Source organism: Bradyrhizobium sp. CCBAU 45384 (assembly GCF_028128665.1).
GTDB lineage: Bacteria > Pseudomonadota > Alphaproteobacteria > Rhizobiales > Xanthobacteraceae > Bradyrhizobium > Bradyrhizobium manausense.
Genome location: NZ_LBIZ01000120.1, coordinates 246,473 through 268,539, shown reverse-complemented (window position 1 = coordinate 268,539; position 22,067 = coordinate 246,473). Strand labels below are relative to the sequence as shown.

Sequence of the window (22,067 nt, the reverse complement as noted above, 5' to 3'; positions counted from 1 at the left end):
GAATCTGCTAACACCGCCCCATGACCGCACCCGACACGACGTCCCCCGCCGGCACTGACGCCCCCGCGACCTCCTGGCGCGACAGCCTGGCTGTGTACTTGCAACCGCGGGTGCTGATCGTGCTGTTCCTCGGCTTTTCGTCAGGGCTGCCGCTGGCACTGTCGGGCTCGACGCTGCTGGTGTGGATGCGCGAGGCCGGCGTCGATCTCAAGACCATCGGGCTGTTTGCATTGGTGGGCACGCCCTATACGCTGAAGTTCCTGTGGGCGCCCCTGGTGGATGCGCTGCACGTGCCGCTGTTCACGCGCGCCTTCGGACGGCGGCGCGGCTGGCTGCTGTTCTCGCAGCTGCTGCTAATCATTTCGATCCTGCTGCTGGCGATGACCGATCCGGCGCGGTCGCCGTTCTACGTCGCGCTCGGTGCGCTGCTGGTGGCGACGACGTCGTCGACCCAGGACATCGTGGTCGACGCCTTCCGCGTCGAGAGCCTGCCGGAGAGCGAGCAGGCGGCCGGCATGGCGGCCTATGTCGCGGCCTATCGCATCGGCATGCTGGTTTCGACCGCGGGCGCGCTGTTCATCGTCTCCGGCTTCGAGAGCACCGGCATCACGCGCAGCGCGGCCTGGATGTGGGGCTATGTGGTGATGGCGGCGATGGTGCTGATCGGGACGATCACGGCGCTTGTTGCGACCGAGCCCGAGCAGTCGGTGCGGGCGGAAGCTGCGACGCAAACCGAGACCGCATTCACGCGGGTGCTGCACGCGGCGATCGGCGCCTTCTCGGAATTCCTGTCGCGCAAGGACGCGCTCGCAGCGCTCGCCTTCGTGGTGCTGTTCAAGTTCACCGACGCGTTCTCCGGCACCATGACGGCGCCGTTCGTGATCGATCTCGGCTTCACTCGCAACGATTATGCGGCGATCGTGAAAGGCGTCGGCCTTGCCGCGACGCTGATCGGCGGCTTTGCCGGCGGCTTCGTCGCGCGGCGCTACTCGCTGGCGACCTCGCTGTGGATTGGCGGCGTGGTGCAGGCGCTGGCCAACCTCACCTTCTCCTGGCTCGCGCTGGTCGGCACCAATCAATGGGCGCTGGCGCTTGCGATCTGCGCCGAGAATTTCACCAGCGCCATCGGCACGGTGATCTTCGTCGCCTATCTCTCGGCGCTGTGCCAAAACCCGCGGCACACCGCGACGCAATATGCGCTGCTCACCGCGCTTGCGGCGGTGGGACGGACGTACCTGTCGTCCGGGGCAGGCTTCGTCGCCAGCGCGACCGGCTGGCCGCTGTTCTTCGTGATCTGCGTGCTGGTGGCGATTCCGAGCCTGGTGTTGCTCACCTGGCTGCAGAAGCGCGGGCATTTCGAGACGCTGGGGCCGGTGAGGGTGTAGGGCGAGCACGTGCCGCAGCCGCAATGCCGTAGGGTGGGCAAAGGCGCAACGCGCCGTGCCCACCATCTCTCTCGGTCGTCAACAGTGCGTGGGCACGCTTCGCTTTGCCCACCCTACGGCAGCTCGCTACGGCACCTCGCCTGCCGCCCTTACTTCTTCACCAGGCTCCATTTCGTCACGACAGCCTCGCTCATCTGGCCGGGATCGCTGGCGCAGGCGACTTCATCTACCTTCACGGAGATCTCCTTGCCGACGAAGGATTTCAGCTGCGAGGCCTGCGCGTCGCTGGAGGTGACGAGCTGGAAGGTCTCGGGCCCGGTCTCGAGGTCGCACAGCCCGTTCGGCGCCGGCAGGCGGCGCGGCTCGGAGGTGATCTGGTACATCGCGACACGCTTGCCCGCGTTCTTGGCGTCGCGAATCTTCATGGCGTTGAGCTCGCCCGAGAGCACCTCGCCGGCGCTGATCGGCTTGCCGGGCTTCGAGGGCGGCGGCGCCTCGCTCTCCTGCTGCGCGGCGGCGATGGCCGGCGTCACCAGCAGCAGTATCGTCGCGACCAAAGCCGATCGTGTGGCGAAAAGTTTCGTCATGTCGTCCGTTCCGCGGGTCTGTGGCTAGAACAGGGTGCGCTGCCGCATGGCGGCCGATAGCGTGCCCTCATCGAGATAATCAAGCTCGCCGCCGACAGGCACACCATGAGCCAGCCGGGTGACCTTAACGTTGGCGTCCTGAAGCAGGTCGGTGATGTAGTGCGCCGTGGTCTGGCCGTCGACAGTCGCATTCAGCGCCAGAATGACCTCGTGCACCTCGGGTGCGTGCGCGCGCGCGACCAGCGCGTCGATGGTGAGGTCCTGCGGGCCGACACCGTCGAGCGGCGACAGGGTCGCACCCAGCACGTGATAGCGGCCCTGGGTTGCATTGGCCCGCTCCAGCGCCCAGAGATCGGCGACATCGGCGACGACGACGATGATGGCGCCATCGCGCTTCGCATCGGTGCAGACCGTGCAGGGATTTTGCGTATCGATATTGCCGCAGGTCTTGCAGACCTGGACCTTGTCCAGCGCGACCTGCAAGGCTGATGACAGCGGCATCATCAGCGCTTCGCGCTTCTTGATCAGATGCAGCGCCGCGCGACGCGCGGAGCGCGGGCCCAAACCGGGCAGCCGCGCGAGAAGCTGGACCAGCCGCTCGATTTCAGGACCTGCAACCGCGCCCATCTTACTGGCCGAACAGCCCCGGCGGCAGGCCGAGCCCGCCGGTCAGCGACTGCATCTTCTCCTGCATCGCGGTCTCGGCCTTGCGGCGGGCGTCACCGAGCGCGGTGACGAGCAGGTCTTCCAGCACCTCGCGTTCTTCCGGCTTCATCAGCGAGGGATCGATCTTGACGCCCTTGACGTCCATCTTCGCGGTCATGCGCACGGCGACGAGGCCGCCGCCGGAGATACCCTCGACCTCCACATTGCCGAGCTGCTCCTGCATCTCCTGCATCTTGGATTGCAGCTGCGCCGCCTGCTTCATCATGCCGAGAAAATCAGCCATGGGTTTTCGTCCTCAAAGATAGGCTCAGAGATCGTCGTCGGCGTCGGAACCGTCGGGCGGATCGTCAGAGCCGTAGTCAGCGTTAATATTGGACTCCGGCGTCTCCGGGGCAAGCCTGCGGACCTCGATGACCTTCGCACCGGGGAAGCGCGACAGCACCTCCTGCACGCGCGGATCGGCCTCTGCGTTGCGCGCATGTTCCTGCTTGGCGGCCTGGTTCACCGAACGGAGCGTGGGCTGGCCCTGCTCGTTGGAAACGATCATGGTCCAGCGCCGGCCGGTCCACAGCTCGAACTTCTTCGCAAGCTCCGAGATCATGGTCTTGGAGGCGTTCGGCTCGAGCGCGACCTCCAGCCGGCCCTCCTCGAAACGGACGAGCCGCATGTCGCCTTCCAGCGCGCTCTTGGTCATGAGGTCGCGCTTCTGGCCCGCGAGCGCGACGAGCTGGGTGAAGCTGGTGACACGCAGCTGAGGTGTTGCGCCTTGCGGATCCGGCGCGGGCGCCGCCATCTGCGGCCGCGCGCCGCCGCCGAACGCCGATGGCGACGAGGTCGGCATGCGAACCGGCGCGGCCGGCGGGGCCGGCGCCGCGGAGACCGTCGGCCCCGCCGGCGCGCTGCTGCGCGCGGCACCGCCGCCCACGACCTGTGAGCCGCCGCCATTCTGCTCCAGCAACCGGATCGCTTCGTCCGGCGTCGGCAGATCGGCGACATAGGCGATGCGCACCAGCACCATCTCGGCGGCTGCGGCCGGGCGCGTCGCGCCCTGTACCTCGGTGATGCCCTTGAGCAGCATCTGCCACATCCGCGACAGCACGCGCATCGAGATCCTTGAGGCGAAATCCTTCGCGCGCACGCGCTCGGTCTCGCCATAGGCGACGTTGTCGGCCGTCGCCGGCACGATCTTCACGCGGGTGACGAAATTGACGAATTCAGCGAGATCCGACAGCACCACGATCGGATCCGCGCCGACATCGTACTGATCGCGGAACTCCTTGAACGCAGCCGCGATGTCGCCGCGTGCCAGCGACTCGAACAGATCGATGACACGGGTGCGGTCGGCAAGGCCCAGCATCTGCCTGACCGCATCGGCCTTCACCCGGCCCGCCGCATGGGCGATGGCCTGGTCGAGCAGCGACAGCGAATCGCGCACCGAGCCTTCGGCCGCGCGCGCGATGATCCCGAGCGCCTCCGGCTCGATCTCGACATGTTCCTTCGCGGCGATGTTGGCGAGATGCTTCATCAGCACGTCGGCCTCGACGCGGCGCAGGTCGAAGCGCTGGCAGCGCGACAGCACCGTGACCGGGACCTTGCGGATCTCGGTGGTGGCGAACACGAACTTGGCGTGCTCCGGCGGTTCCTCCAGCGTCTTCAGGAAGGCGTTGAACGCCGCCGTCGACAGCATGTGGACTTCGTCGATGATGTAGACCTTGTAGCGGGCACTGGCCGGAGCGTAGCGCACGCTGTCATTGATCTGGCGGACGTCGTCGACACCGGTGTGCGAGGCCGCATCCATCTCCAGCACGTCCATATGCCGGCTTTCCATGATCGCCTGACAATGCACGCCAAGGGTCGGCATGTGGATGGTCGGGCCCTTCACCGAACCGTCCGGCATCTCGTAGTTGAGCGCACGGGCGAGGATGCGCGCAGTGGTGGTCTTACCGACGCCGCGGACGCCGGTGAGGATCCAGGCCTGCGGAATCCGGCCGGTTTCGAACGCATTGGAGACGGTGCGGACCACCGCCTCCTGGCCGATCAGATCGTCGAAGCTCGAGGGACGGTATTTCCGCGCCAGCACCCGATAGGGCGCGTTGCCGGCCGGGCCGGCGCTATCAGGAGGTGGAGGGGCGCCAGCGTCGGTCATCGGTCAATCCGCAATGGAATGTCTCTCGGCTGGCTTTTGCGGACAGGAGCGCGCCAGCGGGAGGCCCGCCGGCGCTGGTTCGCTCGAAAAAACAGGTAGGAGACTGACGAGCGACCCGATCCGGACCTCGTTAGGGCTGCTTCCTTCCGGACCTGACCCGGTTGGCGAGTGGCTCGTCCACCGCCAATCTCCCGGTCCCTATTTGGGGCCAAAGGAGCGGGAAAGCAAGCGGGTATCATATCGGCCAACTTGATCTTGCCCAGCATCCGGGCAATTCCTGACCTGCCCAGCCGATAGGCTGTGCTTTCGCTACCAGGGCCGCCTTGGTAAGAACGCTGCCGGAACTCCACCTCACCAGAAAAGCGATTGATCCCAATGGTTACACGTCGTGATGTTGCATCGATTGTCGGACTTGGCGCCGTCGGCGCGGTGACCGCGAGCGCGCTGGCCTCGAAGGCCGTGGCCCAGGCGGCCGATCCCAACGAATCGACCTTCGCCCGCATCCGCCGCACCAAGAAGATGCGGATCGGTGCCGTCGGCGGCGGCGCGCCCTATTACATGAAGGATCTTTCCAGCGGCCAGTGGAAGGGCTTCTACATCGACATCGCCAAGGCGTTGGCCGACGACATGGAGGCCGAGCTCGAGATCACCGAGACGACTTGGGGCAATTCGGTGCTGGATCTGCAGTCCAACAAGATCGACATCTTCTTCGGCCTGAACCCGACGCCGAAGCGCGCGCTGGTGGTCGACTTCTCGGTGCCTGTCTTCAACAACGCCTTCGGCATTCTCTGCAAGAAGGACTTCAAGCCGAAGAGCTGGGCCGAGCTGAACTCGCCCGATATCAAGATCGCGGTCGACCAGGGCTCGTCCCACGACCAGGTCGTCAGCCGCCTGACGCCGAAGGCGCAGATCTCGCGGCTGAAGACCGCCGACGACGCCACCGCCGCGCTGCAGACCGGCCGCGTCGACGCGCAGTGCCTGATCACGATGCTGTCGCTGACCGTGCTGAAGAAGAACCCCTCGCTCGGCCAGTTCGTACTGCCGACGCCGATCTTCGCGACGACGTCGAATGCCGGCTTCCGCCGCGAGAACGACAAGACCTGGCGTGACTACGTCAACACCTGGATCGACTTCAACAGGGGCCTCGGCTTCATCCGCAACGCCATCATCACCAATATGGAGCTGGTGGGCGTGACCGAGGCGGACATCCCGCCGGGCGTGTCGCTGTAAGAGCAACGCTGTCATTCCGGGGCGATGCGAAGCATCGAACCCGGAATCTCGAGATTCCGGGCTCGCCCTCCGGGCGCCCCGGAATGACAGTACGAGACGAGTAATCGCACACATGTATCAGTGGGACTTCGGCATCCTCTGGAGCTATCGCTGGCTCTTTCTCAACGGGCTTGGCGTCACCGTCGGCTTCACCGTGGTGATCGTGCTGCTCGGCCTCGTGTTCGGCCTGTTCGGCGCTTTCGGCAGCCTGTCGCGCTTGAAGCCGGTGAGGCTCGTCGCCCTCGCCTTCATCGAGGCGTTCCGCTGCACGCCGATCCTGGTGCAGCTGATCTGGTTCTACTACGCGCTGCCGATCCTCGCCGGCGTCGAGATGACGCCGATTACGGCCTCGGCGCTGGCGCTCTCGCTCTACGGCGGCTCGTTCTATTCGGAGATCATCCGCGGCGGCATCATCTCGATCGACAAGGGCCAGTCGGAAGCCGGTGCCGCGCTCGGCATGACCCCAGGCCAGAGCATGCGGCGCATCGTGCTGCCGCAGGCGATCAAGCGCATGATCCCGGCGCTGATGAACCAGTCGATCATCCAGTTCAAGAACACGTCGCTGGTCTCGGTGCTGGCGGTGCCCGACCTCGTGTATCAGAGCCAGGTCGCGGCTCATGACAGCTACCGGCCGCTGGAGACCTACACCGCGGTTGCGGTCGCCTATGCGGCGATCCTGATCCCGCTCACCATCATCGTCCGCCGCGGCGAGAAGCACCTGGCGGTCAGCGAATGAGCGAGGCGTCGAAAATCGAGATCCGGGCCTTACGCAAGAGCTTTGGCAGCAACGAGGTTTTGAAGAACATCAATCTCGACGTCGCCAAGGGCGGCGTCGTCGCGCTGATCGGGCCTTCAGGCTCCGGCAAGTCGACGCTGCTCCGCTGCATCAATCTTCTGGTCGTGCCCGACGGCGGCAGCGTGCGCGTCGGTGATATCAGCTTTGCGTTCGGCGACGGCACAAAGCTCCCCGACGTAAAGAGCCTGGCAAAATTCCGCGCCACCACCGGCATGGTGTTCCAGCACTTCAACCTGTTCCCGCACATGACGACACTCCAGAACGTGATGGAGGGGCCGGTCACCGTGCGGCGCATGGCCAAGGCCGACGCCGAAAAGCTCGCGCGGGCGCAGCTTGCCAAGGTCGGGCTCGCGGAGAAGGCGGACCAATATCCGGCAACGCTGTCAGGCGGCCAGAAGCAGCGCGTCGCGATCGCACGCGCGCTGGCGATGGAGCCTGACGTCATGCTGTTCGACGAAGCGACCTCGGCGCTCGATCCGGAGCTCGTCGGCGAGGTGCTGAACGTGATCCAGCAGCTCGCCTCCGAAGGCATGACCATGGTGATCGTGACCCACGAGATCGCCTTTGCCCGCGAGGTCGCCGACCGCCTGATCTTCATGCGCGACGGTGTCGTGGTCGAGGAAGGCCCGGCGCGGCAGGTGATCGACAATCCCAGGGAAGCCGCAACGCGCGCCTTCCTCAGCCATTTCCACCGCACCGGCGCGCTGCCGCCGGCCAACGCGACATCGTGATGCCTGAGATCAATCGCGTCTATCTCGTCACCGGCGCCGCCAGCGGCATCGGCCGTGCCGCGGCAAAGCTGCTTGCCGCACCCGGCACGGCGCTTCTGCTGCACACGCGCTCGAACGCCACGGGCCTCGATGCCACGGCAGCGGAAGCCGAAGCAAAGGGCGCCGCGGTCGCCAAATGCCTTGGCGATCTCGCCGAGGAAACAGCCGCGACCGGTGCCATCGCCGCCGTGCAATCGGCTTTCGGCCGGCTCGATGGCTTGGTTCTCGTCGGCGGCCATGCCCGCCGCGGCAGCGCGATCGGCACCCCGGCGGATCAGTTCCGGCAGGCGATGGACGAATCGGCGCTGGCTTTCACACGGATGGTCGAGGCTGCACTGCCGCTGCTGCGGGCCGGCAATGATGCGCGGATCGTCGCGGTGTCCTCCTTCGTCGCACACGCGATCCGGCCCGAATTCGCGCCGTTCGCAGCGACGGCCGCGAGCCGCTCCGCGCTGGAAGCGCTGGTGCGGCTCACTGCGATGGAGCTTGCAAAAGACGGCATCACCGTCAACGCGGTGTCGCCCGGCCTGATCGTCAAGGACAAGCCGGGCGAGAGCCGGCTGTCGCCCGAGCAGATCGCCGCAACGGAAGCGCTGATCCCGATGCGCCGCCGCGGGCGGCCGGAAGAAGTTGCCGAGATCATCGCCTTTCTGGCGTCCCCGAAAGCATCCTACGTCACCGGTCAGGTCTGGCACGTCAATGGGGGCCTGACATGACCGAAGCAACCATCCAGCGTCTCCGCCTATTCCTGATCGAAAGCCCGATCAAGATGGCGCGCCTGCAGGGCGTCGGCAACGTCAAGGGCACCGTGAAGCGCGTGCTGCTCGAGCTGACCTCGAGCGATGGCGTGATCGGCTGGGGCGAAGCTGCGCCGTGGGAGGTGTTCACGGGAACACCGGAAGCTGCGTTCGCGGCGCTCGACATTTATTTGCGGCCGATCGTGATCGGCAAATCCGTGCGCCGCATCCGCGCGCTGATGGCTGAGCTCGACCGCGCGCTGGTTGGGCACGCCGAAGCAAAAGTTGCGATTGAGATGGCGCTGCTCGACATCGTCGGCAAATCGTCGGGACTCTCGGTTGCCGATTTGCTCGGCGGCCGCGTGCGCGACACCATCCCGCTGTCGTTCTCCATCGCCGATCCTGACTTCGCCGCCGATCTCGAGCGCATGCGAAAAATGGTTCCTGAGGGCAATGTCATCTACAAGGTCAAGACCGGCGTAAAACCGCATCGCGAGGACCTCGATCATCTCGAAGCGATCCGGAAAGAGTTCGGCGACAAGGTCGATCTGCGCGTCGACTACAACCAGGCTTTGGCGCCGTTCGGCGCCATCAAGATCCTGCGCGATGTCGAGGAATTTGCGCCGACCTTCATCGAGCAGCCAGTGCCGCGCAAGTTTCTCGACGTGATGGCGCAGCTCACCGCGGCGCTGGAAACGCCAGTGCTCGCGGACGAGAGCTGCTTCGATCGCCGTGACATGATGGAGGTCGTGCGCCGCGAGGCGGCCGATGCCGTCTCGATCAAGCTGATGAAATCAGGCGGCCTGTACGAGGCGCAGGCGATCATGGCGATCGCCGACATCGCCGGCCTGCCCGGCTATGGCGGCACGCTGTGGGAAGGCGGCATTGGCCTCGCCGCCGGCACGCAGCTGATCGCGGCGACACCGGGCATCTCGCTCGGGTGCGAATTCTACATGCCGCATCACGTGTTGACCGAAGACGTGCTGGAGGAGCGCGTTGCCAATCGCGCCGGACATGTGGTGGTGCCCGACGGCCCGGGCCTGGGCATCCGCGTCAGCGAAGCCTCGATTCGCGCCAATGCGCGGGTGCTGGCGGAGGGGTAGTTTTTTGGTCGTCCTGGCGAAAGCCAGGACCCATTACCCCAGACAGGAGTCGCGACCCGAGCTGGTCACCGCGAATCTTCACAAAACGGCTCCCTGGGGTAATGGGTCCTGGATCTGCGCTTCGCTTGTCCAGGACGACGATCGCGTATGCGGTTGCCATCCTTTCCCTTACTGACCTCCTATCGTATGGTCTGGCCCAACACGCCCGACCCCATCGGGCCATCCGGAAACCTTCATGCCCGAACCCGCCTGGTCGCTGCACTCCCGCCTGAAAGAGGACACCATCGACATCGGCGACCTGCCGCTGTCGAAGGTGCTGGTCATCAAGGACGCCAACTATCCCTGGCTGCTGCTGGTGCCGCGGCGGCCTGATGCGGTCGAGATCATCGATCTCGACGAGGTGCAGCAGGCACAGCTGATGACCGAGATCTCCCGCGTCTCACGCGCGCTGAAGGAGATCACCAGATGCGACAAGCTCAATGTCGCGGCGCTCGGCAATCTCGTGCCGCAGCTTCATATTCATATCATCGCGCGCCGCACCGGTGACGCCGCATGGCCGCGGCCGGTCTGGGGCGTGATGAAACCCTTGGCGCATGACGCGGCCGAGGTACAGAATTTCATCAGCGCGCTTCGCAAGAAAATCTGGTTGGGTTGAAAGAACAAGAAATGTCAGCATTCGACTCGTTTCCCTTGGGGCAGCCGGCCTTCGTCACCAACGTCCTCGACCGCGCCGCGCATTTGCGCCGCGATGACGAAAAGCTGTTTGCACTGGAACAGAAACCGTCGTCGCGCGCCTATGTCGTCTACCGCGACTCGCTGCTGGTGAAGCGCGAGGGCGACAAGGTGCGTGCGCTGCTCTCGATCGACGAGGCGCTGAAATGCGGCGCCAATCCCGGCACGATCTTTCTGGGCTTGCGCGACGGCGCGGCGATCTTCGGCATGGGCCTGGCGCAAGCCGCAGCCGAGAAGCTGATCGGTCGTGACGACTACACCGTCACCGAGCTGCGCGGCATGGCGATGCAGGGCGCGATCCCGCCCGACCAGCTGTCGGCGATCGCGATGGCGAAGTCGATGGTCAGCTGGCATCAGCGCCACGGCTATTGCGCCAATTGCGGCGCCCGCAGCGCGATGAAGGAAGGCGGCTGGAAGCGCGACTGCCCGGCGTGCAAGGCCGAGCATTTTCCGCGCACCGATCCTGTCGTGATCATGCTGGTGGCATCGGGCGAAAAGTGCCTGCTCGGCCGCCAGAAGCAGTTTCCGCCCGGCATGTTTTCGTGCCTCGCCGGCTTCGTCGAGGCCGCCGAAACCATCGAGGATGCGGTGCGCCGTGAAATCCTCGAAGAGTCGGGCATTCGCTGCACCGACGTGCAGTATTACATGTCGCAGCCCTGGCCCTATCCGTCGTCGCTGATGATTGGCTGCAGCGCGCGGGCGCTGAACGAGGACATCGTCGTCGATCATTCCGAGCTGGAGGACGCACGCTGGTTCACGCGCGATGAGGCGGCGCTGATGCTGAAACGGACGCATCCGGACGGGTTAGCCGGGCCGCATCCGTTTGCGATCGCACATCATCTGCTCGGCCGCTGGGTGCACGACAGGAGCTGAGGCTGCCGATGGCGCACTCTGCGATCGCGCCGCGCATCCTGTGCATCGGCATTCCCGTGCGCGACCTCACCTTCCGGGTGGAGGCCGTGCCGGAGCGCGGCAGCAAGGCGAACGCGACACATCTTGCCGAGATAAGCGGCGGCAATGCGCTCAATGCCGCGATCGCGATGGCACGACTTGGCGGCCGCGTCGCGTTCGCAGGTCCCATGGGCGATCCGCAGGAGACGTCGAGCGGCTTCATTCTCGAACGGATGGCTGCCGAGGGGATTGATGTCGGGCGCATCGTGCGCGTTCCGGGCGCGGCCACGCCCGTCTCGGCGATCATCATCGACGCATCAGGCGAACGAACGCTGACGATCTACCGCGATCCCGCGCTGTGGAGCGTGAAGCTGTCTGACGCCGACGAATTGCTCGCTTGTTGCCAGGCGGTTCTCGTCGAGAGCCGCTGCGGCGCCTTCTGCATTGATCTCTGCACCGAGGCGCGCCGGCGCGGCATCCCCGTCATTGTCGGCGTCGATCGTGCGATGGCGCTGGCCGACGATCTGCTCACAGCCGCCTCGCATCTGCTGTTCGCCAGCGAGCAGGTGCAGGAGACCGCTGGCATCACTGAGGACGGCGAGGCCTTGAAGCGGCTCGCCAAGCTCACGCCCGCATTCCTCGCCGCCACCCGCGGCCCGCACGGCACGATCTGGCTGAACGAGGCAGGCCAGCTGGAGGAAACACCCGCCTTCCCGGTCGAGGCGGTGGATACGCTTGGCGCTGGCGACGTCTTCCACGGCGCCTTCACCCTCCGGCTCGCTGAGGGCGGAGGCCTGCGCGAGGCGCTGCGATTCGCCGCGGCCGCTGCGGCGCTGAAATGCACCCGCCATGGTGGCGGCCTGGCCGCACCGCAACGTGTTGAAGTTGAAGAGCTTTTGCGCAGCGTCTGAGACGCTGCGCCAGCCCGCCGCCGAGATTATGGGCTTGCTATAGAATGATTTTCTCTATATCAGGGAAATCAGCCCCTGAAATGGAACAAAGTTCTTCAAATGACCGACCTCGCTGTCCAAATCCCCGAGATCAGCCGCCGCCTGGACGCCATCGACCGCAAGATCCTGATGGTCCTCCAGGAGGATGCCTCCCTGTCCGTTGCCGAAATCGGCGACCGGGTCGGACTGTCCTCGACCCCCTGCTGGAAGCGCATCCAGCGCCTCGAGGCCGACGGCGTGATCCTGAAGCGGGTGGCGCTGGTCGATCAGAACAAGATCGGGCTCGGCATCTCCGTGTTCGTGTCGGTGGAGAGCTCCGATCATTCCGACGCCTGGCTGAAGAAGTTTGCCGAAGCGGTCAGCGCCATGCCCGAAGTGATGGAATTCTACCGCATGGCCGGCGACGTCGATTACATGCTGCGCGTCGTGGTCGCCGACATGCAGGCCTATGACATCTTCTACAAGAAGCTGATCAGCGCCGTGCCGCTGAAGAACGTCACCTCGCGCTTTGCGATGGAGAAGATCAAGTCAGTGACGGCGCTGCCGATTCCGGCGGTGGTGGCGGCTTAAGACATTTCGATGAGGGCGATCCTTCGCCCCACCAAGGCTGTCATCGTCCGCGAAGGCGGACGATCCGGTATTCCAGAGACGCCAGTCGGATATCGATAGGCCGCGGCGTACTGGATGCCCCGCCTTCGCGGGGCATGACGGTGGCGTGCGTGGCGGCCTCCAGTGCTCCGCGAAGGGCGCTCCTCAAATCTTCTGGTTGTACTCTCCCACCTCGGGATGGGTCCGGAGCACGCTGTTCACCATCTCGAACATGTCGTGCATGCGTTGCTCGGAGACCGGGCTCTCGACCACGACCACGAGCTCGGGCTTGTTCGAGGAGGCTCGCACCAGGCCCCAGCTGCCGTCCTCGACGGTGACGCGCACGCCGTTGACGGTGACGAGATCGCGGATCACCTGGCCGCCGATCTTGGCGCCCTTGGCCTGCAATCCCTCGAAGTGCTTCACCACGGCGTCGATGACGCCGTACTTCACCTCGTCGGCACAATGCGGCGACATGGTCGGCGACGACCAGGTTTTTGGCAGTGCGTCCTTAAGGTCCGCCATCGACTTGCCGGGGGCGCGGTCGAGCATGTCGCAGATCGCGATCGCCGAGACGAGGCCGTCGTCATAGCCGCGCCCATACGGCTTGTTGAAGAAGAAATGGCCTGATTTCTCGAAGCCGGCGAGCGCACCGGTCTCGTTGGTGCGGCGCTTCATGTAGGAATGGCCGGTCTTCCAATAGGCAGTCCTGGCGCCCTGCTTCTGCAGCACGGGATCGGTGATGAAGAGACCGGTCGACTTCACGTCGACGATGAACTGCGCATCCTTGTGGATCGCCGACATGTCGCGCGCCAGCATCACGCCGACCTTGTCGGCAAAGATCTCCTCGCCGGTGTTGTCGACGACGCCGCAGCGGTCGCCGTCGCCGTCGAAGCCAAGGCCGACATCGGCCTTGTGATGCAGCACCGCGTCGCGGATCGCGTGCAGCATCTCCATGTCCTCAGGGTTCGGATTGTATTTCGGGAAGGTGTGGTCAAGCTCGGTGTCGAGCGGGATCACCTCGCAGCCGATCGCCTCCAGCACCTGCGGCGCGAATGCGCCGGCGGTGCCGTTGCCGCAGGCCGCGACGACCTTGAGCTTGCGCTTGAGCTTCGGACGGTTGGTGAGATCGGCGATATAGCGTGCCGGATAGTTCTCGTGGAATTGGTAGGAGCCGCCCGCCTTGTTCTTGAACTCGGCATTGAGCACGATCTCTTTCAGCCGCGTCATCTCGTCGGGGCCGAAGGTCAGCGGACGGTTGGCGCCCATCTTGACGCCGGTCCAGCCATTGTCGTTGTGCGAGGCCGTGACCATCGCGACGGCGGGCACGTCGAGATCGAATTGCGCGAAATAGGCCATCGGCGTCACCGCAAGACCGATATCGTGCACCTTGCAGCCCGCCGCCATCAGGCCGGAGATCAGCGCATATTTGATCGAGGCCGAATAGCCGCGGAAATCATGGCCGGTGACGATCTCTTGGCTGACGCCAAGCTCGGCGATCAGTGCGCCGAGCCCCATGCCGAGCGCCTGCACGCCCATCAGGTTGATTTCCTTCTGGAACAACCAGCGCGCGTCGTATTCGCGGAAACCCGTGGGCTTCACCATCGGCTCGGATTCGAAGGCGTAGGTGTTGGGCAACAAGACGGATTTCGGCTTGGGGAACATTGAGGTGGTCTCGTGAAAATGACGGGAATTGATGCAGCCTTAGCGAATGCCAGGGCGCGGCGGAAGGCGGGAATGAAGGCTTATGGCCGATAATTGCGGCAGTTTGGTAACGGGAAATGGTGCGCCGAGAGAGATCCGCGCTTCTGGCGCATCGGCTATCGGCGTGCCGGTTCGTCTTCGACGGCTGCCCTGAGAGATGGCAGTGCCTGCTGAACGGTCTCCCAGACAAGGCGGGCTGCGACGTCCTCATAGTTGTGGCGATAGACATTGCCTGCAGCCGCCATCTGCCTCCATGCGATCGCTGGGTGCCTCGCCTTCAGTTCCTCTGGAAGACGGCGAGACGCCTCCGAAATGATCTCCAAACATCGCGTAACAGCGTAGACCGTCCGTAAATCCGTCGCGAATGCCTCGCGATCCAGATCTACGGCGAACTCGGTCGCCAAATCGATGTGATGTAAGATGTCCCGAAGGACTCCGTCGATGCGATCAGAAGGCATAGACAGCATCGGCTGTCGCGGCGGGCGCAACGTATGATTTCAGACCGTCGCGATTGACGATATCGACCCGCCCGTCAAAAAGGTTGGCGATATATTCCTTGAGTTCGATGTAGTCGAAGACCGTGATCCGCGCCTCCGGATCGATCTCGACCATAATATCGACATCGCTGTCAGGGCGATTTTCACCCCTCGCCACCGAGCCGAACAACGCGGCATGCAAGACGCCTCGCTCGCGTAGCGCGGGCTCGGATTGTCGGAGGATGTCGATCGCCTCGGGGCTGTTCATGGACGGAATATAGCACCCCGTCTGCCCTTAAGGGAGGCCCACCGACCAATTAGAGTGGATCTACTGCTCCAGCACCATCTGGCCGTTGGCGTACTCAAAGCGCTTCAGGCGCGACAGGAAGGAGAGGCCGAGCAGGTTCTCGGACAGTGCAGCGTCCGGCAGCACCATGGCATCGACATCGCGCACGACGAGGTCGCCGACCTCAAGCATCGCGATCCGGGTGCGCGCGGCCTTGACGGTGCCGTTCGCAGTGGTGACCGTGGCGCTGTACTCGTTGCGGGAGGGACGCAGGCCGAAGCGGGCGGCCGAGGTCTCGTTCAGCGCCACCACGGAAGCTCCGGTGTCGACCATGAAACCGATGCGCTGGCCGTCGATGCGGCCCTCGGCCTGGAAATGACCGCGGACATCCCGGGGAATGTTGAGGCTGCGGCTGCCGGCCGGCGCGGTGGTCGCAACTGCGACCGTCGGGTGCGGCGCTGACGTGGCGGAGGCGGAACTCATCCTGTCCGCCATCTGCGCCATGAATGTACCGAGACCGATCATCACGGCCGCGAAGATCATAATGTTACGCATCACACCACTTCCGAGCCGAACGCTCGATTTCACCACGCGGCGCGCCCGTCTGCGAGCGACGCCGCGGCAGGGCCCGGGTCATTTTGACGAAAAGGATGAGCGAACGGTTAATACCGCCTCACGTCCCGCGCGGCTTCGCCCGCCGGGTCGGCAGCGCGGTCGCCGGATCGTCCGGCCAGGGATGGCGCGGATAGCGGCCGCGCAGGTCGGAGCGCACCGCGGCGTAGCTGCCGCGCCAGAAGCCGGGGAGATCGCGCGTCACCTGCACCGGACGCTGCGCCGGCGACAGCAGCTCCAGCACCAGCGGCACCTTGCCGGCGGCGATCGAGGGATGGGTGTTGAGGCCGAACAATTCCTGCAGCCGCACGGCGATGGTCGGCCCCTGCTCGGCCTCGTAATCGATCGCCAGCACGCTGCCCGTCGGCGCCTCGAAATGTGTCGGCGCCTCGCGGTCGAGCCGCGCGCGCATGTCCCAGGGCAACAGCGCCATCAGCGCATCGGAGAGATCACCGGCGGAGACGTCCTTCAGCGCGATCTTGCCGTAGAGCGCGGGCACCAGCCAATCGTCGCGCCGCGCGATCAACCCGTCGTCCGACAGGTCGGGCCAATTGTCGCCCTCGGCCTTGCGCAGGAACATCACGCGGTCGCGCCATTGCTTTGCGGCCTTGGACCAGGGCAGTCGGTCGAGACCTGCGGCGATCAGACCATCGGCAAAAATGCGCGCGGTGTCTTCCGAGGGCGACACCGCAAGCGTTGTTTCGGAAAGTGTGATCGCGTGCAGCACGCGCTTGCGCCGCGCGCGCAGCGCCATCGCGCCGCGGTCGAAGGAGATTTCGTCGGTGGTGTCGATATGTTCGGCAAAATGTCGCTCGATATCTTCTTCAGCAATTTGCGCTGCCAGCAGAATGCGACCGCTTGCGGCCGTGCCGGTCATTTCACCGATCGCGATGTAGGGCGCGCGGGCCAGCGACGAGGTCTGCTCCACTGCGGCGCCGCGACCGTTGGCGAGTACAAAACTGCCATTACCGCGGTTGCGGGCCACGCGGTCCGGGAAGGCATAAGCAAGCATCAGGCCGGTCGAGAGATCCTCCTGCGGTCCCGGCTTCTCCGACGCTGCCACTTGCGAGGCCCATCGCCGCGCCAGATCGCGCGCGCTCGCCGCTCGCGGCGAACGGTCGCGGCGAAACTGGTCGCGCCGGTGCTCCAGATCGGCGCTGTCGCCGCCGAGCCCGCGTTCGGTGAGGATCGCCGCGATCTCGGCCGCTTCCTCGCCGCACCCTGCGCGATGCGAATCCACGATCATGCGCGCCAGCCGCGGCGGCAGCGCCAGTGCGCGCAGGCTCTTGCCCTCGGCGGTGATGCGGCCGTCGCGATCGAGCGCGTTGAGCTCGGCGAGGAGGCTTTTGGCTTCCTTCCATGCCGGCTGTGGCGGCGGGTCGAGGAACGACAGCGCGGCCGGATCGGCGACGCCCCATTGCGCGAGATCAAGCACCAGCGAGGAGAGATCGGCGCTGAGGATTTCCGGCTGCGTATAGGGCGCCAGCGAGGCCGTCTGCGGCTCGTCCCAGAGCCGGTAGCAGACGCCAGGCTCGGTGCGGCCGGCGCGGCCGCGGCGCTGATCCACCGCCGCGCGCGAGGCGCGGACCGTCTCGAGCCGCGTCAGGCCGATATCGGGCTCATAGCGCGGCACCCGGGCAAGGCCGGAATCGACGACGATGCGCACGCCTTCGATGGTGAGCGAGGTCTCCGCGATCGAGGTCGCGAGCACCACTTTTCGCGTGCCCTTCGGCGCCGGTGCGATGGCGCGATCCTGCACGGCGGCATCAAGCGCGCCGAACAGCGGCACGATCTCGATACTGGCGTCCTGCACGCGCTCGGCCAGGAAATTCTGGGTACGACGGATTTCGGCGGCACCCGGCAGAAAGGCGAGCACCGAGCCGCTGTCGGCGCGCAGTGCCGATGCGATGGCATCCGCCATCTGCCGCTCGATCGGCGCATCCGCCTTGCGGCCGAGATAACGGGTCTCGACCGGAAAGGCGCGGCCCTCGCTCTCGACGACCGGCGCTTCTCCGAGCAGCCTTGCCACACGCGCGCCATCAAGCGTCGCTGACATCACCAGGATGCGCAGATCTTCGCGCAGGCCGAGCTGCGCATCGCGCGCCAGCGCAAGGCCGAGATCTGCATCGAGCGAGCGCTCGTGGAATTCGTCAAACAGGATGGCGGCAACACCGGAAAGCTCAGGATCGTCGAGGATCTGCCGGGTAAAGATGCCCTCGGTCACGACCTCGATGCGGGTTGCACGCGAGATCTTCGAGCCGAAGCGGACGCGATAGCCCACGGTCTCGCCAGCGCGCTCGCCGAGCGACTTGGCCATGCGGTCGGCGCTGGCCCGTGCCGCGATGCGGCGCGGCTCCAGCACGATGATCTTCTTGCCTTTGGCCCAGGGCGCATCGAGCAGCGCCAGCGGCACCCGCGTGGTCTTGCCGGCGCCGGGGGGCGCCACCAGCACGGCGGCGTTGTGCTGACCCAGCGTGCGCGAGAGGTCGTCGAGCACGGCATCGATCGGGAGGGGCGTGTCGAAGTTGCGGGGCAAGGCCTATCCACTCGTCATGCCCGGGCTCGTCCCGGGCATCCACGTCTTGGACTAGAAAACAGACGTGGATGGCCGGGACAAGCCCGGCCATGACGGTTTCAGTCTATTACGACTTATCTCAGCCCTGTACCGGCGGGCGGCCGACGCTCTCATAGGTGAAGCCGGCCGTAGCCATGTCCTCGGGGCGGAAGATATTGCGGAGGTCGACGACGACGGGCTGGGCCATGGCCGCCTTCAGCCGATCGAGATCGAGGCCGCGGAACTGGGTCCATTCGGTGACGACGACGACCGCATCGGCACCTTGCGCGCAGGAATAGGCATCTTCGCAATAGGTGATGCTGGGCAGCTCGCTCTTCGCCTGCTCCATGCCGACAGGGTCGAATGCCTTCACCTTCGCGCCCATGTCGAGCAGACCGGTGACGAGCGGGATCGACGGCGCATCGCGCATGTCGTCGGTATCGGGCTTGAAGGTCAGGCCGAGCACCGCGATGGTCTTGCCGCGCAAGGAGCCGCCGAGCGCCTGGCTTACTTTGCGCGCCATCGCGCGCTTGCGGTTCTCGTTGACCGCGAGCACGGATTCGACGATGCGCAGATTGACGTCATAGTCCTGCGCGATCTTGATCAGCGCCTTGGTGTCCTTCGGAAAGCAGGAACCGCCGAAACCGGGACCGGCGTGCAGGAATTTGGTGCCGATGCGGTTGTCGAGGCCGATGCCGCGGGCGACCTCCTGCACATTGGCGCCGACTTTCTCGGAAAGATCCGCGATCTCGTTGATGAAGGTGATCTTGGTCGCGAGGAAGGCGTTGGCGGCGTATTTGATCATCTCGGCGGTGCGGCGCGCGGTGAACATCAGCGGCGCCTGGTTCAATGACAGCGGGCGATAGATGTCGCCCATCACCTTGCGGCCGCGCTCGTCGGAGGTGCCGACCACGACGCGGTCAGGGAATTTGAAATCGCGGATCGCGGCGCCTTCGCGCAGGAACTCCGGATTGGATGCGACCACGACATCGGCTGACGGATTGGTCTCGCGGATGATGCGTTCGACCTCGTCGCCGGTGCCGACAGGCACGGTCGACTTCGTCACCACCACGGTGAAGCCGGAGAGCGACTGCGCGATCTCCTTCGCCGCGGCGTAGACATAGGACAGATCGGCGTGACCGTCGCCGCGGCGCGACGGCGTGCCGACCGCGATGAACACGGCGTCGGCATCCGCAACCGGCTTCGACAGGTCGGTGGTGAAATCGAGCCGCTTGGCCTTGACGTTGTTGGCCACCAGCTCGTCCAGGCCCGGCTCATAGATCGGGATCTCGCCGCGATGCAGGCTAGCGATCTTCTTCTCGTCCTTGTCGACGCAGGTAACGTCGTGACCGAAATCCGCAAAGCAGGCTCCAGACACCAGTCCGACATAGCCCGTTCCGATCATCGCGATTCGCATGAAAATCCCTGCTTTGGCTTGGTTAACGAAACCCCTGATACGGGGCGGTTTAGCATTTTCCCGGCAGAAGAAAACCATCCGGCGCGAAATCAGGCATGCGAATTGTACAGGTAAAGAAATCCTAAGCCACAAGGTGGCAAACTGCCCCACGCCCGCACAGAGCCGGGCGGAATACGCCTCGAAAAGGGACACCATGGCATCACCAGGCACTATCGCCGCGACCGGGGGATCGAAAGCCCCGGACGCCGCGCGTGTCGACTGGGTCGATTACGCCAAGGGCATCTGCATCATCATGGTCGTGATGATGCATTCGGTACTGGGGGTCGAGCTCGCCGCCGGCGAACCGGGGTTCATGCATCTGCTCGTGGCCTTCGCAAAGCCGTTCCGGATGCCGGACTTCTTCCTGATTTCGGGCCTGTTCCTGCCGCTGGTGATCGATCGGGACTGGCGAACCTATCTCGACCGCAAGGCAGTGCATTTCGCCTATTTTTATATCGTCTGGGTGACAATCCAGTTCGGCTTCAAGGCGCCTGCGTTCGCAGCCGTAACCGGCTGGCGCGACGTTGGCCTGCTGTATCTGGAATCTTTCATCGAGCCCTTCGGCACGCTCTGGTTCATCTATCTGCTGCCGGTGTTCTTCATCGTCACAAAACTGACACGCAGATGGCCGCCGCTCGCGATCTGGCTGATCGCGGCCGCGCTGGAGACGGCCCGCGTCACGACAGGCTGGACCGCGATCGACGAATTCTGCGCGCGCTTCGTCTACTTCTATTCCGGCTATCTGTTCGCGCCTTATGTGTTCGCACTGTCGGACCGCGCACGAAGCCGCCCCGCGCTTGCACTCGCGGCGCTCACGACCTGGGCGCTGGTCAATGCCGGCCTCGTCGCATCAGGCGCCAGCGAGTGGAAGATCGTCTCGCTCCTGCTCGGCTTCGCCGGCGCAGGCGCCGTCATCACATCGGGCACGCTGCTGGCGCGCGCTGGATGGTGCAATTTCCTGCGCTTCTGCGGCGAGCATTCGATCGTAATCTATCTCGCCTTCTTCCTGCCGATGGCGGCAACGCGAACGCTGCTGCTGCACACATCTGTCATTTCCGATATCGGCCTGATGTCGCTGATCGTGACCATCGTCGGCGTGCTCGGATCGCTCGCGATCTGGCAGGCCGCCTTGCTGCTCCACGCCGACTTCCTGTTCGAACGGCCCGCCGCGTTCTGGATCGCGCCGAGGAAGGCCGGGCCGGTGTTGCAAGCGGCGGAATAGACCGTTCTAGAGCGCGATGAGACTAAGATGAATCGCCATCGCGCTTTAGGTTATTGTTTGAGCATGATCTTTTCGGAAAACCGCTTCGCACTTTTCCGGATCATGCTTTAGGGGCGCAGATACAAAGCTCCCGTCGTACGCCCGGCTTCGAGGTCGGCCTGAGCCCGCGCCGCGTCCCGCAGGCTGTAGGCTGTGCCGCTGACCTGCAGCACGCCGTCGGTCATTGCGGCGAGCACCCGCGCGGCAGAACGGTGATAGGCATCGGCATCGCTCATGTGGGCCATGACGCTCGGCCGCGCCAGCATCAGGCTGCGCCGCGGCCCGAGATCGTGAACATCGATTGATGGGATCGGCCCGGCCGACTGGCCAATGCTTGCGACGACGCCGAACGGTCGCACGCAGCCCAGCGTCTTCTGCAACGTCGTCGCGCCGACGCCGTCATAGGCGACATCGACGCCGCGACCGGCGGTGACGTCGGCGACGGCTGCGGCAAAATCGGCATCCCGCCCAATGATCACATGCGACGCACCGGCAGCACGGGCGATCTCGGCCTTGGCCGATGATCCGACGGTCCCGATCACGGTCGCCCCTGTTACGCTGGCCCAGCGCGTCAGGAGCTGTCCGAGTCCTCCTGCCGCGCTATGGATGAGAATTGTCGTGCCGGGGCCAACCGGGAAAACACGATTGAGCAGCATGTCGGCCGTGATGCCCTTGACGAACACTGCCGCGACCGCCTCGTCCGGAATGCCGGCGGCAAGCTTGACGCAGCGCCAGGCTGGCAAATTGCGCTCGGACGCATAGGCGCCGACGGGAGTGCCCGCATAGGCGATGCGGTCGCCGATTTCGAGGCCGCTCACCTCCGGACCCAACGCCGCAATAACGCCCACCGCCTCGACGCCGGGAATGCGATCGGGTGGAAGCGCGTAGAGACCCATGCGCTGATAAATATCGATGGTATTCACGCCGATCGCGCTCTGCTGCAACCGGATTTCGCCGCGGCCTGGTGGCGGCAAATCAGCGCTCGCCAGCTCGAGCTGGTCTGCGCCGCCCGGACTCTTCAATCTCACGATCACGGCCATATCGGGATCCTCCTGTCGATGACGGAGGACTATGGAATGACGCGAAAATCTGCGAAAC

The 22,067-nt window shown here is 65.0% G+C and carries 22 protein-coding genes and 1 other RNA gene; 11 read left to right on the top strand and 12 right to left on the bottom strand.

Annotated features, from left to right (window positions below; genetic code table 11):
- The first annotated feature begins 20 nt into the window (after positions 1–20).
- Positions 21–1,385 (top strand): AmpG family muropeptide MFS transporter, encoded by a 1,365-nt coding sequence (locus XH80_RS41010; RefSeq protein ID WP_271603532.1) that lies wholly within the window; start codon positions 21–23, stop codon positions 1,383–1,385.
- Between the two features lie 149 nt (positions 1,386–1,534).
- On the opposite strand, the gene XH80_RS41005 is transcribed toward XH80_RS41010, so the two are convergent.
- The 5 genes from XH80_RS41005 to ffs all read right to left on the bottom strand — a co-directional run bounded on the left by XH80_RS41005 (position 1,535) and on the right by ffs (position 4,976).
- Positions 1,535–1,972 (bottom strand): hypothetical protein, encoded by a 438-nt coding sequence (locus XH80_RS41005; RefSeq protein WP_271603531.1) that lies wholly within the window; start codon positions 1,970–1,972, stop codon positions 1,535–1,537.
- Positions 1,973–1,996: 24 nt separating this feature from the next.
- Positions 1,997–2,599, bottom strand: a complete 603-nt coding sequence (gene recR, locus XH80_RS41000) for a recombination mediator RecR (protein ID WP_271603530.1) — start codon at positions 2,597–2,599, stop codon at positions 1,997–1,999.
- Between the two features lies 1 nt (position 2,600).
- The gene (locus XH80_RS40995) at positions 2,601–2,921 is read right to left on the bottom strand and encodes a YbaB/EbfC family nucleoid-associated protein (protein ID WP_128949514.1); all 321 of its coding nucleotides are present in this window, start codon (positions 2,919–2,921) and stop codon (positions 2,601–2,603) included.
- Positions 2,922–2,945: 24 nt separating this feature from the next.
- Positions 2,946–4,784 carry a DNA polymerase III subunit gamma/tau gene (locus XH80_RS40990; protein WP_271603529.1) on the bottom strand — a complete coding sequence of 613 codons (1,839 nt, stop codon included), beginning with the start codon at positions 4,782–4,784 and terminating at the stop codon, positions 2,946–2,948.
- A 95-nt stretch (positions 4,785–4,879) separates the two neighbouring features.
- An RNA gene (gene ffs / locus XH80_RS40985) (signal recognition particle sRNA small type) lies at positions 4,880–4,976 on the bottom strand.
- Between the two features lie 183 nt (positions 4,977–5,159).
- On the opposite strand from ffs, the gene XH80_RS40980 reads away from it, so the two are divergent.
- The 9 genes from XH80_RS40980 to XH80_RS40940 all read left to right on the top strand — a co-directional run bounded on the left by XH80_RS40980 (position 5,160) and on the right by XH80_RS40940 (position 12,602).
- Complete coding sequence (locus XH80_RS40980; RefSeq protein ID WP_271603528.1) at positions 5,160–6,014, top strand: transporter substrate-binding domain-containing protein; 855 nt, start codon at positions 5,160–5,162, stop codon at positions 6,012–6,014.
- A gap of 112 nt (positions 6,015–6,126) precedes the next feature.
- Entirely contained in the window at positions 6,127–6,789 is a 663-nt protein-coding gene (locus tag XH80_RS40975; protein WP_271603527.1) for an amino acid ABC transporter permease, read from the top strand.
- Entirely contained in the window at positions 6,786–7,580 is a 795-nt protein-coding gene (locus XH80_RS40970) for an amino acid ABC transporter ATP-binding protein (protein ID WP_271603526.1), read from the top strand. The genes XH80_RS40975 and XH80_RS40970 overlap by 4 nt, the downstream gene beginning before the upstream one ends.
- Positions 7,580–8,335, top strand: a complete 756-nt coding sequence (locus XH80_RS40965) for an SDR family NAD(P)-dependent oxidoreductase (protein WP_271603525.1) — start codon at positions 7,580–7,582, stop codon at positions 8,333–8,335. The genes XH80_RS40970 and XH80_RS40965 overlap by 1 nt, the downstream gene beginning before the upstream one ends.
- Positions 8,332–9,459, top strand: a complete 1,128-nt coding sequence (locus tag XH80_RS40960; RefSeq protein WP_271603524.1) for a muconate cycloisomerase family protein — start codon at positions 8,332–8,334, stop codon at positions 9,457–9,459. The genes XH80_RS40965 and XH80_RS40960 overlap by 4 nt, the downstream gene beginning before the upstream one ends.
- Positions 9,460–9,694: 235 nt before the next feature.
- Positions 9,695–10,114, top strand: a complete 420-nt coding sequence (locus tag XH80_RS40955) for an HIT family protein (RefSeq protein ID WP_057748378.1) — start codon at positions 9,695–9,697, stop codon at positions 10,112–10,114.
- 11 nt (positions 10,115–10,125) lie between these two features.
- Complete coding sequence (gene nudC / locus XH80_RS40950) at positions 10,126–11,064, top strand: NAD(+) diphosphatase (protein WP_057748375.1); 939 nt, start codon at positions 10,126–10,128, stop codon at positions 11,062–11,064.
- Between the two features lie 8 nt (positions 11,065–11,072).
- Positions 11,073–11,993, top strand: coding sequence for a sugar kinase (locus tag XH80_RS40945; RefSeq protein ID WP_271603523.1), 921 nt, complete (start codon positions 11,073–11,075; stop codon positions 11,991–11,993).
- Positions 11,994–12,092: 99 nt separating this feature from the next.
- Positions 12,093–12,602 carry an Lrp/AsnC family transcriptional regulator gene (locus tag XH80_RS40940; RefSeq protein ID WP_271603522.1) on the top strand — a complete coding sequence of 170 codons (510 nt, stop codon included), beginning with the start codon at positions 12,093–12,095 and terminating at the stop codon, positions 12,600–12,602.
- Between the two features lie 183 nt (positions 12,603–12,785).
- On the opposite strand, the gene XH80_RS40935 is transcribed toward XH80_RS40940, so the two are convergent.
- The 6 genes from XH80_RS40935 to XH80_RS40910 form a co-directional block, all read right to left on the bottom strand.
- Positions 12,786–14,285 (bottom strand): phosphomannomutase/phosphoglucomutase, encoded by a 1,500-nt coding sequence (locus tag XH80_RS40935; RefSeq protein ID WP_271603521.1) that lies wholly within the window; start codon positions 14,283–14,285, stop codon positions 12,786–12,788.
- Between the two features lie 155 nt (positions 14,286–14,440).
- Complete coding sequence (locus XH80_RS40930) at positions 14,441–14,782, bottom strand: HepT-like ribonuclease domain-containing protein (RefSeq protein ID WP_271603520.1); 342 nt, start codon at positions 14,780–14,782, stop codon at positions 14,441–14,443.
- Positions 14,772–15,068, bottom strand: a complete 297-nt coding sequence (locus XH80_RS40925; RefSeq protein ID WP_271603519.1) for a nucleotidyltransferase family protein — start codon at positions 15,066–15,068, stop codon at positions 14,772–14,774. Before XH80_RS40925 ends, XH80_RS40930 begins: the two co-directional genes overlap by 11 nt.
- A gap of 60 nt (positions 15,069–15,128) precedes the next feature.
- Positions 15,129–15,629 carry a TIGR02281 family clan AA aspartic protease gene (locus XH80_RS40920; protein WP_442868651.1) on the bottom strand — a complete coding sequence of 167 codons (501 nt, stop codon included), beginning with the start codon at positions 15,627–15,629 and terminating at the stop codon, positions 15,129–15,131.
- Positions 15,630–15,759: 130 nt separating this feature from the next.
- The gene (gene hrpB / locus XH80_RS40915; RefSeq protein ID WP_271603517.1) at positions 15,760–18,234 is read right to left on the bottom strand and encodes an ATP-dependent helicase HrpB; all 2,475 of its coding nucleotides are present in this window, start codon (positions 18,232–18,234) and stop codon (positions 15,760–15,762) included.
- 118 nt (positions 18,235–18,352) lie between these two features.
- Positions 18,353–19,669, bottom strand: a complete 1,317-nt coding sequence (locus XH80_RS40910; protein ID WP_271603516.1) for a UDP-glucose dehydrogenase family protein — start codon at positions 19,667–19,669, stop codon at positions 18,353–18,355.
- 193 nt (positions 19,670–19,862) lie between these two features.
- On the opposite strand from XH80_RS40910, the gene XH80_RS40905 reads away from it, so the two are divergent.
- Positions 19,863–20,930 (top strand): acyltransferase family protein, encoded by a 1,068-nt coding sequence (locus tag XH80_RS40905; protein WP_271603515.1) that lies wholly within the window; start codon positions 19,863–19,865, stop codon positions 20,928–20,930.
- A 107-nt stretch (positions 20,931–21,037) separates the two neighbouring features.
- Here XH80_RS40905 and XH80_RS40900 read toward each other — a convergent pair whose 3' ends face one another.
- Positions 21,038–22,009, bottom strand: coding sequence for a quinone oxidoreductase family protein (locus XH80_RS40900; protein ID WP_271603514.1), 972 nt, complete (start codon positions 22,007–22,009; stop codon positions 21,038–21,040).
- Positions 22,010–22,067 lie beyond the last annotated feature (58 nt).

Bases quoted from the DNA above. Each gene is read 5' to 3' on its own strand.
- XH80_RS40975 (WP_271603527.1), top strand. From the start codon at position 6,127: ATGTATCAGTGGGACTTCGGCATCCTCTGGAGCTATCGCTGGCTCTTT.
- XH80_RS40980 (WP_271603528.1), top strand. From the start codon at position 5,160: ATGGTTACACGTCGTGATGTTGCATCGATTGTCGGACTTGGCGCCGTC.
- XH80_RS40990 (WP_271603529.1), bottom strand. From the start codon at position 4,784: ATGACCGACGCTGGCGCCCCTCCACCTCCTGATAGCGCCGGCCCGGCC.
- XH80_RS41005 (WP_271603531.1), bottom strand. From the start codon at position 1,972: ATGACGAAACTTTTCGCCACACGATCGGCTTTGGTCGCGACGATACTG.
- nudC (WP_057748375.1), top strand. From the start codon at position 10,126: ATGTCAGCATTCGACTCGTTTCCCTTGGGGCAGCCGGCCTTCGTCACC.
- XH80_RS40955 (WP_057748378.1), top strand. From the start codon at position 9,695: ATGCCCGAACCCGCCTGGTCGCTGCACTCCCGCCTGAAAGAGGACACC.
- recR (WP_271603530.1), bottom strand. From the start codon at position 2,599: ATGGGCGCGGTTGCAGGTCCTGAAATCGAGCGGCTGGTCCAGCTTCTC.
- XH80_RS40900 (WP_271603514.1), bottom strand. From the start codon at position 22,009: ATGGCCGTGATCGTGAGATTGAAGAGTCCGGGCGGCGCAGACCAGCTC.
- XH80_RS40945 (WP_271603523.1), top strand. From the start codon at position 11,073: ATGGCGCACTCTGCGATCGCGCCGCGCATCCTGTGCATCGGCATTCCC.
- XH80_RS40920 (WP_442868651.1), bottom strand. From the start codon at position 15,629: ATGATCTTCGCGGCCGTGATGATCGGTCTCGGTACATTCATGGCGCAG.
- XH80_RS40935 (WP_271603521.1), bottom strand. From the start codon at position 14,285: ATGTTCCCCAAGCCGAAATCCGTCTTGTTGCCCAACACCTACGCCTTC.
- XH80_RS40965 (WP_271603525.1), top strand. From the start codon at position 7,580: ATGCCTGAGATCAATCGCGTCTATCTCGTCACCGGCGCCGCCAGCGGC.
- XH80_RS40905 (WP_271603515.1), top strand. From the start codon at position 19,863: ATGGCATCACCAGGCACTATCGCCGCGACCGGGGGATCGAAAGCCCCG.
- XH80_RS40925 (WP_271603519.1), bottom strand. From the start codon at position 15,068: ATGAACAGCCCCGAGGCGATCGACATCCTCCGACAATCCGAGCCCGCG.
- XH80_RS40970 (WP_271603526.1), top strand. From the start codon at position 6,786: ATGAGCGAGGCGTCGAAAATCGAGATCCGGGCCTTACGCAAGAGCTTT.
- XH80_RS40940 (WP_271603522.1), top strand. From the start codon at position 12,093: ATGACCGACCTCGCTGTCCAAATCCCCGAGATCAGCCGCCGCCTGGAC.
- XH80_RS40910 (WP_271603516.1), bottom strand. From the start codon at position 19,669: ATGCGAATCGCGATGATCGGAACGGGCTATGTCGGACTGGTGTCTGGA.
- XH80_RS40930 (WP_271603520.1), bottom strand. From the start codon at position 14,782: ATGCCTTCTGATCGCATCGACGGAGTCCTTCGGGACATCTTACATCAC.
- XH80_RS41010 (WP_271603532.1), top strand. From the start codon at position 21: ATGACCGCACCCGACACGACGTCCCCCGCCGGCACTGACGCCCCCGCG.
- XH80_RS40995 (WP_128949514.1), bottom strand. From the start codon at position 2,921: ATGGCTGATTTTCTCGGCATGATGAAGCAGGCGGCGCAGCTGCAATCC.
- XH80_RS40960 (WP_271603524.1), top strand. From the start codon at position 8,332: ATGACCGAAGCAACCATCCAGCGTCTCCGCCTATTCCTGATCGAAAGC.